The 10,062-nt window shown below is 77.0% G+C and carries 3 protein-coding genes; all 3 read right to left on the minus strand.

Translation table 11 applies throughout. The annotated features are described in order from the left end of the window. The coding region (locus ACZ7LB_RS31740) for a type I polyketide synthase (protein WP_471473131.1) at positions 1 to 1,771 on the minus strand (1,771 nt) is incomplete at its 3' end. Between the two features lie 52 nt (positions 1,772 to 1,823). Continuing rightward, entirely contained in the window at positions 1,824 to 7,127 is a 5,304-nt protein-coding gene (locus ACZ7LB_RS31745; protein ID WP_471473133.1) for a type I polyketide synthase, read from the minus strand. Between the two features lie 74 nt (positions 7,128 to 7,201). Then, the coding region (locus ACZ7LB_RS31750) for a type I polyketide synthase (protein ID WP_471473135.1) at positions 7,202 to 10,062 on the minus strand (2,861 nt) is incomplete at its 5' end.

The following is a 10,062-nucleotide window of genomic DNA, read 5'->3' on the forward strand; positions in this document are numbered from 1 at the left end:
TGGACCGGGCGAAGACGTCGCTGGTGTCGAGGAGTTCGGTGCCCATGCCGAGCCATTGGGAGCCCTGGCCGGGGAAGACGAAGACGGGGCGGTCGAACCCGCCGGTCCCGGTGACGAGTCCGGGCGCGCTGCCGCCCTCGGCGAGCGCGGCCAGACCGCTCAGCAGTTCCTCGCGGCTGCCCCCGACCACCACCGCGCGCTGCTCGAAGCCGGTCCGCTGTGCGACCAGCGCGGCGGCCACCTCGCCGGTCCGCCACTCGGGGTGGGCGGCGACGGCGGCGTGCAGCAGCCCGGCCTGGTCACGCAGGGCGTCGGCGGTGCGCGCGGAGACCACCCAGGGCAGCACGTCGGGCGAATCCTGCGGCTCCTCCGCCGTCTCCCCGGTCTGCGGCGCCTCCTCGAGGATCACGTGCGCGTTGGTGCCGCTGACCCCGAAGGAGGACACGGCGGACCTGCGGGGGCGGCCGGTCGCGGGCCAGGCCCGCTCCTCGGTGAGCAGGGCGACGGCGCCCGACTCCCAGTCGACGTGCGGTGTCGGCTCGTCCACGTGCAGGGTGCGCGGGAGCACCCCGTTCCGCATCGCGAGCACCATCTTGATCACTCCGGCGACCCCGGCCGCCGCCTGGGTGTGGCCGATGTTGGACTTGACCGAGCCGAGCCAGAGCGGCCGCTCGGCGGGCCGTTCCTGCCCGTAGGTGGCCAGCAGCGCCTGCGCCTCGATCGGGTCGCCGAGCTTGGTGCCCGTCCCGTGCGCCTCCACGGCGTCGACGAGGTCGGGGGAGAGGCCGGCGTCGTCCAGGGCGGCCCGGATCACCCGCTGCTGGGCCGGACCGTTGGGCGCGGAGAGACTGCTGCTCGCGCCGTCCTGGTTGACGGCGGAGCCGCGCAGCACGGCGAGGACGCGGTGCCCGAGGCGGCGGGCGTCGGACAGCCGCTCCACCAGCAGCATGCCCACCCCCTCGCCCCAGGCGGTGCCGTCCGCGGCGGCCGCGAAGGCCTTGCAGCGCCCGTCCCGGGCCAGGCCGCCCTGGCGGCTGAACTCGACGAAGGTGTCGGGTGTGGACATCACCGTGACGCCGCCGGCCAGCGCCATGGTGCAGTCGCCGCGACGGACGGCCTGGGCGGCCAGGTGCAGCGCCACCAGGGAGGAGGAGCAGGCGGTGTCCACGGTGACCGCCGGGCCCTCCAGGCCGAGCACGTAGGCGATCCGGCCGGAGGCGACGCTCCCCGAGGAGCCGGCGCCGAGGAAGCCCGCGACGGACTCGTCCACCGAGGACAGCCGGGTGCCGTAGTCGTGGTACATCAGGCCCGCGTACACGCCGACCCGGGCGCCGCGCATCGAGGACGGGTCGATCCCGGCCCGCTCGAAGGCCTCCCAGGAGGTCTCCAGCAGCAGCCGCTGCTGCGGGTCCATGGCCAGGGCCTCGCGCGGGCTGATGTCGAAGAAGGCCGGGTCGAAGGCGTCGGCGCCCTCCAGGAACGAGCCCTCGCACACGTACGAGGTGCCCGGGCGCTCACCGTCCGGGTCGAAGAACTCCTCGACGCGCCAGCCGCGCTCGGCCGGCGGGGTGCCGACCGGGTGCCGGCCGTCGACTGCGAGCCGCCACAGCTCCTCCGGGGTGCGGACACCGCCCGGGAAGCGGCAGCTCATCCCGACGACGGCGATCGGATCCCGCTCGGCCGCCTCCAGTTCGGCCACCCGGCGGCGTGCCTCGCCCAGTTCGGCGGCAGCCCACCGAAGGTGTTCGCGAAGCTTGTCTTCGTTTGCCACTTGAGCCTGCTCCTATAACCGCTGCGGGGATGACCTGGGGAGTTGCCGGCCGTCAGCCGGAACGCAACTGGTCGAGCACGTCGAAGAGCTCGTCGTCGGTCGCTGTGTCGAGAACGGGGGGTTCGGTGCGGGTGTCGTCGTCGCCGTCGCGGGCGTCCCCGTCCCGGCGGGAGAGGAGGTCCCTCAGCCGGTGGGTGATCGTCCGCCGGGCCCGGACGTCGGCGTCGTAGGAGGAGAGGAGTTCCTCCAGCCGGTCCAGTTCGGCCAGGACCGGGCCGATCCCGACGGCCTCCGCGGTGCCGAACTCGGCGCAGAGGTGGTCCGCCAGGGCCTGGGCGGTGGGGTGGTCGAAGATCAGTGTGCTCGGCAGGCCGAGCCCGGTGGCGTCGCTCAGGCGGTCCTGCAGTTCGAGATTGGCGAGTGAGTCGAAGCCCAGGTCGACGAAGCCCTGACCGGGGTCGACCTCCTCGGGCCCCGCCAGGACCAGGACCACGGCCGCGTGGGTGCGGACCAGATCGAGCAGGGCCCGTCGGCGGTCGTCCTCCGGCATGGCCCGCAGGCGCTGGGCGAAGCCCGCCGCCGGGTCGGGGGCCGGGGCCTCCGGCGTCCCGGACGCCTCCGGCGCGCCGGTTCGCTCCGCCGGGTCCGCCGGCTCCCGCAGCAGTGCCGGGAGCCGGTCCGGGCCGGTCCGCCCGCGCAGTCGCGCGAGGTCGAAGCGGACGGGGAACAGGACCGGTTCGTCGAGCCCGAGGGCCCGGTCGAAGAGGTCGAGGGCCTCGGCGGTGCCGAGCGCGCCGACGCCGTCCCGGGTCAGCCGGGCCGCCTTGACGCCGTCCAGGCCGTCCGTCAGGTCGCTCCGTTCGGCCCACAGGCCCCAGGCCAGCGAGAGGGCGGGCAGGCCCTCGGCGCGGCGTCGCAGGGCCAGCGCGTCCAGGCAGGCGTTGGCGGCCGCGTAGTTGGCCTGGCCGGTGGTGCCGAAGGCGCCCGAGGCGGAGGAGAACAGCACGAACGCGGCCAGGTCGAGGTGGCGGGTCAGCTCGTGCAGGTGCCAGGCGGCGTCCGCCTTCGGACGGAGCACGGCGGCCAGCCGCTCGGGGGTCAGCGCGGTCAGCAGGCCGTCGTCGGTCACCCCGGCCGCGTGCACCACCGCCGTCAGCGGATGGGCGGCGGGCAGCGAGTCCAGCAGCCCGGCCAGCTGGCCCCGGTCGGCGACGTCGCAGGCGGCCACGGTGACCTCGGCGCCGAGCGCGGTCAGTTCGGCCGCCAGTTCGGCCGCGCCGGGCGCGCGGTCGCCGCGTCGGCCGGTGAGCACCAGATGGCGGACGCCGCCCTCGACGAGATGGCGGGCGAGCAGGCCGCCGAGGGTGCCGGTGCCACCGGTGATCAGGACGGTGCCGTCCGGGTCGAGCCGGGTACCGCCGCCGCCCGCGGGGGCGGCGGCCCGGGTCAGGCGCGGTGCGAGCAGTCGGTGACGGTGGATCGCGAGCTGGGGCTCGTCGGGGACGGCCAGGGCGGCGGCCAGCGCCTCCGCGGTCGGCGTGCCGTCCACGTCCAGCAGGGCGAACCGGCCCGGGTGCTCGGACCGGGCGGTGCGCAGCAGCCCTCGCAGGGCCGCGCCCGCGAGGTCGGGGGCGGGCCCGTCGTCCTCCGCCCGGGGGGTCGCTCGCCCGTTCGCCCCATGGCCCGGGTGCCGGGAGGTGTCCCGTCCGCCCGCCTCCGCGCCCGTCGGGTCCGGCACCGGCTGGGGACGCTCCCGCGCTCCCTCGTCACCGTCCCGGTTCCCCGTGTCGTCGGCGGGCCCTTCGGTCCGGGCCGACCGGATCGCCACCACCAGTCGGGCGTCGGCGAACCGGGGCTCGGCCAGCCAGTCCTGGGCCAGGCGCAGCGCCCCGGCGGCGGCCGCGTGGACGGCGGCGGGGGAGTCGCCGGCCGGCGCGAGGGGGAGCAGGACGGTCTCCGGCACGGGGTCACCGGAGGCCGCCAGCGCGGCGAGGTCCGGGTACCGGGCGTCGGCCGGCCACCCGTCGGCCTCGGCGCCGACGACGGCCGTGCGCCGGGTGGCGGAGGGTGCGGCCGGGGCCACCGGCAGCCACCGGGTGCGCCACAGCGGCAGGTCGTGGCCGGTGTCGGCCGCCCGGTCCGGGCCGTCGGCCGCCATCGGCCGGGTGCGCAGGCTCGCGACGGAGAGCACCGGCACCCCCGACAGGTCGGCCGCCTCCAGCGTCATCGCGTCCGGCCCGGCCGGGGCGAGGCGCACCCGCAGCGCGGACGGCCCGGCGGCCCGGACCGACACGCCCTGCCAGGCGACCGGGACCGGGACCGGCCCGTCCGCGCCGGCCGGGGGAGCGGCTGCGGCGAAGGACTGCAGGGCCGCGTCGAACAGCGCCGGATGGACGCCGTACCGGGCGGCCTCGGGGCGCGGCCCGGCGGGCAGGGCCACCTCGGCGAACACCTCATCACCGCGCCGCCAGAGCGCGCGCAGGCCCTGGAAGGCGGGGCCGTAGGAGACGCCCAGAGCCTGCGTACGGGGGTAGAAGCCGTCGACCGGGAACGGTACGGCGCCGGGCGGGGGCCAGGCGACCAGGTCGGAGGAGCCGACGGGCGTCCCGGCGGTGAGCGTCCCGGTGGCGTGCCGGGTCCAGCCGCCCCCGCCGTCCCCGGTGGGGGCCCAGGAGGCCAGGTCGACCGTGCGCCGGTCGGCGGTGTCCGGCGCTCCGACCGTCAGCCGGATACGCACGCCCGGCTCGGTGAGGAACAGCGGGGAGTGCAGCGTCAGGTCGCTCAGGCCCGCGCGGCCCACCCGCTCCCCGGCCCAGCGGGCCAGCTCCACCACGGCCGTGCCGGGCAGCAGCACCCGCCCGTGGACGGCGTGGTCGGCCAGCCAGGACTGCTCGCGGGGCGACAGCCGGCCGGTGAAGAGCAGGCCGCCGTCCGGGAGTTCGACCTCGGCGTGCAGCAGCGGGTGGTCCGCGGGGGCGAGTCCCGCCGCCGCGACGTCCGGGCTCAGCGGCCCGTCCTCCAGCCAGTAGCGGCGGCGCTGGAAGGCGTAGGTGGGCAGCTCGACCCGGCGCGGACCGGTGGCCGGGAAGGCCGCCGACCAGTCCACCGGGACGCCGAGCACGTGCAGTTGGCCCAGCGCGGTCAGGAAGCCGTCCGTGTCGCCCCCGCCGTCGACCGTCCGCGTGCCCGGCCCGGCCCCGGTGGGCGCGGGGCCGGAGCCGAGGGTGACGAAGAGGGTGTGCTGCCGCTCGGTGGCCTCCGCGAGTCCACCGAACAGGGGTATGTGCCCGGTCGCCGCACCGGCCCGGCCGCCCGAGGCGGCCAGGCGGGCGCCCTCGGCCAGGGACAGCGCCCCGGTGACGGTGGCTCCCGCGACGGCGACCGCATCCGCGCCCGGGGCGACCACGGCGGCCGGGTGCACCCCGTGCTCCCGCCAGAGCCCGGCCAGGGCCACCAGCACGGCCCAGCGCAGCGGCCCCGCGACCTGCCCGGCCGATGCGGAGGGCGCGCCCGCCGCGCCGCGCAGCACGTCCGTGGCCGTCCAGCCGACCACCTCGGCCAGCGCCGCGTCGCAGTCGGCGAGGCGGGCGGCGAAGGCCGCCGAGGTCTCCAGCAGGCGGGCGGCCCGGTCGAGTCCGGCGGAATCCGGATCGGCGAGGACGAACGCGACCCGGCGCTCCTCCCCGGCGACCCCGCGCAGGGTGGCCGACCCGTCCGCCAGCGAGGCGAGCTGGAAGCGCAGCTCGGCGGGGCCGGCGCCGAGCAGCACGGCCCGGTGCTCGAACACCGAGCGGGTACGGGCCAGTGCCGCGCCCACCTCGACGGCGGTGAGCCCGGGCCGGGCGTCCAGCAGGTCGAGCAGCCGGGCGGCCTGGGCGTGCAGCGCCGCCCCGGTCCGCCCGGAGAGGACCCACGGCACGGTCGCCGGTGCGACGGCGCCGGTGTCCCCGGCGCTCCCCTCGACGGCCTCCCCGGGCGCGGCCTCCTCCAGGATCAGGTGCGCGTTGGTTCCGCTCACACCGAACGAGGACACCCCGGCCCGGCGGGGACGCCCGGTCGCGGGCCAGTCCCGCTGCTCGGCGAGCAGTTCGACGGCGCCGGAGTCCCAGTCCACCAGCGGGTTGCCGCCGTCCAGGTGCAGGGTGCGCGGCAGCACGCCGTGCCGGATCGCCATCACCGTCTTGATCACCCCGGCGACTCCGGCGGCGGCCTGCGCGTGCCCGATGTTGGACTTGACCGAGCCGAGCCAGAGCGGCTGTCCGGCGGGCCGGTCCTGGCCGTAGGTGGCCAGCAGCGCCTGTGCCTCGATCGGGTCGCCGAGAGTGGTGCCCGTCCCGTGCGCCTCGACCGCGTCGACCTCGTGGGCGGACAGCGCGGCCGAGGCCAGCGCCTGCCGGATCACCCGCTGCTGGGCCGGGCCGCTGGGCGCCGTCAGTCCGCTGCTGGCACCGTCCTGGTTGACGGCGCTGCCGCGGATCACGGCGAGGACGTGCCGCCCGTTGCGCCGGGCGTCGGACAGCCGCTCCAGCAGCAGCATGCCGACGCCCTCGCCCAGCCCTGTGCCGTCGGCCCCGGCCGAGAAGGCCTTGCAGCGGGCGTCGGTGGCCAGACCGCGCTGGCGGCTGAACTCGACCAGGGCGAGTGGCGAGGCCATCACGGTGACGCCGCCGGCCAGCGCCAGCGAGCAGTCCCCGGCGCGCAGCGACTGCGCGGCCTGGTGCAGGGCGACCAGCGAGGAGGAGCAGGCGGTGTCCAGGGAGACGGCGGGCCCCTGCAGGCCGAAGGTGTAGGCGACCCGGCCGGATGCGACGCTGCCGGTGCTGCCGTTGCCGATGTAGCCCTCGAACTCGCCCGGCACCCGGCGCAGCCGGGACGCGTAGTCCTGGTAGATCACCCCGGCGAACACACCGGTGGAGGAGCCGCGCAGGGTGGCCGGGTCGATGCCGGCCCGTTCGAACGCCTCCCAGGAGGTCTCCAGCAGCAGCCGCTGCTGAGGGTCGGTGGCCAGCGCCTCGCGGGTGCTCATCCCGAAGAAGGCCGGGTCGAAGTCGGCGGCGGCGTCCAGGAACCCGCCGTCGCGCACGTACACGGTGCCGTGCCGGGCCGGGTCCGGGTGGTACAGGTCCTCGGCCCAGCCCCGGTCGGTGGGCAGCGGCGAGATGGCGTCCCGTCCCTCGGTGACGAGCCGCCACAGGTCCTCGGGGGAGGTGACCCCGCCGGGGAAGCGGCAGGCCATGCCGATGACGGCGATCGGCTCGCGGGCGCCGTCCTCGGCCTCCTGGAGACGGCGACGGGTCCTGCGCAGGTCGAGGGTCAGCCGCTTGAGGGTGTCGAGGACCTTCGCGTCGCTGGTCATTGCGCTGTGTGCCTTCCTGCCCGGGGCGTGGTCCGGGCTCGGGTGTGCCTGGTCCTGTTCCTGTTCGCGGGCGGTCACGGGTTCCGCAGTTCGTCGTCGACGATGTCGAGCAGTTCGTCGAGCGTGGCGTCCGCCAACTCGGCGTCGTCGACGGCCGCTTCGGCCCGCTCGGGCGCCGACGGCCCGGGCTCGGGCGCGGCCGTCGGCTCCGGCCCGGCCTGCCGGCGCAGCAGCTCGCCCAGGTGGGCGGCGACGGCGGCCGGGGTCGGGTGGTCGAAGGCCAGCGTGGCGGGCAGCCTGAGTCCGGTGGCGGCGTTCAGCCTGTTGCGCAGTTCGACGGCGCGCAGCGAGTCGAAGCCGGACTCCAGGAAGCCGCGCCCGGTGCCGACCGCCTCCGGGTCGCTGTAGCCGAGCACCGTGGCGACCTGGGACCGGACCAGCTCCAGCAGGGCGTGGGCCTGTTCGCCGGACGGCAGGGCGGCCAGGTCGAGCCCCGGGGCGGCACCGTCGTCCGCCTCGGCGCGGGCAGCCCGGCGGGGGGCGCCGCCGAGCAGGGCGCGCAGCAGCGGCGACTGCTCGGCGCGCTTCCCGGCGCGCAGCGCGGGCAGGTCGAGGCGGACCGGCAGCATCAGCGGGCGGTCCTGGGCCAGCACGGCGTCGAACAGCGCCAGACCGTCCTCGGCGGACACCGGCAGCACCCCGGAGCGCCGGATCCGCGACCGGTCGGCCTCGCTGAGCCGTCCGGTCATCGTACTGACGGTGGACCACAGGCCCCAGGCCATCGAGACCCCGGGCAGGCCCAGGGCGCGGCGGTGGACGGCGAGCGCGTCCAGGTAGGCGTTGGCGGCGGCGTAGTTGGCCTGTCCCGCGTTGCCCAGCAACCCGCCGGCGGCGGAGAACAGGACGAACAGCGCGGGCTTGGCGTCCAGGGTCAGCTCGTGCAGGTTCCACGCGGCGTCGGCCTTCGGCCGCAGCACGGCACGGGTGTGCTCCGGGGTGAGCGAGGCGAGCGTCCCGTCGTGCAGCACCCCGGCGGCGTGCACCACACCGGTCAGCGGGTGCTCGGCCGGGACGGCGGCCAGCACCGCGGCCAGCGCCTCCCGGTCGGCGGCGTCGCAGGCCGCCACGGTGACGGCGGCGCCCGCCCCGGCGAGCGCGGCGACCAGTTCGTCGGCTCCCTCGGCCCGCCGTCCCCGGCGGCTGACCAGCAGCAGGTGCCGGACGCCGTGTGTCTCGACCAGGTGCCGGGCGACGAGTGCGCCCAGCGTGCCGGTCCCGCCGGTGATCAGCACCGTGCCCTCGGGATCGAGCGCCGGGGCGCCGCCGGCCGCGTCGGCCGGGTTCGGCCGGGCGAGCCGGGGCACCAGGACCCGGCCGGCCCGGACGGCGTACTGCGGCTCCGCGCCGTCGAGCAGGGCGGGCAGGGCGCGCAGCGAGGCGGCGTCGGACCCGTCGAGGTCGACCAGGACGAAGCGGCCCGGGTGCTCGGCCTGCGCGGAGCGCACCGCCCCCCAGACGGCCGCCGCGGCGAGATCGGCCGGCCCGGCCGGGGCGCCCGCGGTGTCCACGGCGCCCCGGGTGACCAGCACCAGACGGGAGGCGGCGAACCGTTCGTCGGCGGCCCAGTCCCGGAGCAGGGCGAGGGATCGCTCGACGGCGTCGCGGGCGGCCTCCGCCGAGAGCGTGTCGGCGCCCGGTCCGGGCACCCAGGGCAGCAGGACGGCCTCGGGCGCCCCGGCCGCCGCGAGCGAGGACAGGTCGGGATGGGCCTGTGCCGTGGCGCCGGACTTGGCCAGCGCGGCGGTGAGGCCGAGCCGGTCCTCGCCCAGCACGGCGAGGCCGGCCGGGACGGCGGACGAGGCCGCGGATTCGGTCCAGGACACCCAGAACAGCGCGTCCGCGGCGGAGTGGGCGGAGTCCAACTGGGCGCGGGAGACCGGGCGGACGGCCAGCGAGCCGACCGACGCGACGGGCCGGCCGGTCCGGTCGGCGACATTCAGCGACAGTTCGTCCGGTCCGGTCGGCGTCAGCCGCACCCGCAGGGCGTCGGCCGCCGTACTGTGCAGGGTGACGTCGGACCAGGCGAACGGCAGCCTGACCTGCGTCGCGCCGTCCAGCAGGGTGGTGTGCAGGGCCGCGTCCAGCAGCGCCGGGTGGACGCCGAACCGCTCGGCGTCCGCGAGCTGCTCCTGGGCGAGCCCGACCTCGGCGAACACCTCGTCGCCCCGCCGCCAGGCCGCGCGCAGTCCCTGGAAGGCGGGGCCGTAGACCAGCCCGTCCTCGGCGAGCCGGCCGTACAGCCCGTCCAGCTCGACCGGCACGGCACCGTCCGGCGGCCACACCGGCTCGGGCTCCCACCGGGCGGCCGGGGCCTCGGGGGCCAGGATGCCGCTGGCGTGTTTGGTCCAGTGGTGTTCGGTGTCGGGGCTGGAGTGGATGGTGAGGGGGCGGTGGCCGGTGTGGTCGGGGGTGCCGATGTGGATCTGGATGCGGGTGGTTTGGTTGTCGGGGAGGAGGAGGGGGGTGTGGAGGGTGAGTTCGTTGAGGTGGTGGCAGTTGAGCTGGTGGCCTGCGTGGAGGGCGAGTTCGGTGAGTGCGGTGCCGGGGAGGAGGGTGGTGCCCCAGACGGCGTGGTCGGTGAGCCAGGGGTGGGTGGTGGTGGAGAGGCGTCCGGTGAGGAGGAGTTGGTCGTCGGGCAGGGGCAGTGCGGCGGAGAGCAGGGGGTGGTGCGCGGTGTCGAGGCCGGTGGTGCGGGGGTCTGCGGCAGTCGGGGTGAGCCAGTAGCGCTGTCGTTGGAAGGGGTAGGTGGGGAGGTCGGGGTGGGTGCCGGCGGGGAGGAACGGTGTCCAGTCGACGGGTGTGCCGTGGGTGTGGAGGTGGGCGGCGGAGGTGAGGAGGCGGGTCCAGCCGCCTTCGCCGCGGCGCAGGGTGCCGG

This window comes from Streptomyces sp. NPDC107521, from assembly GCF_055598485.1.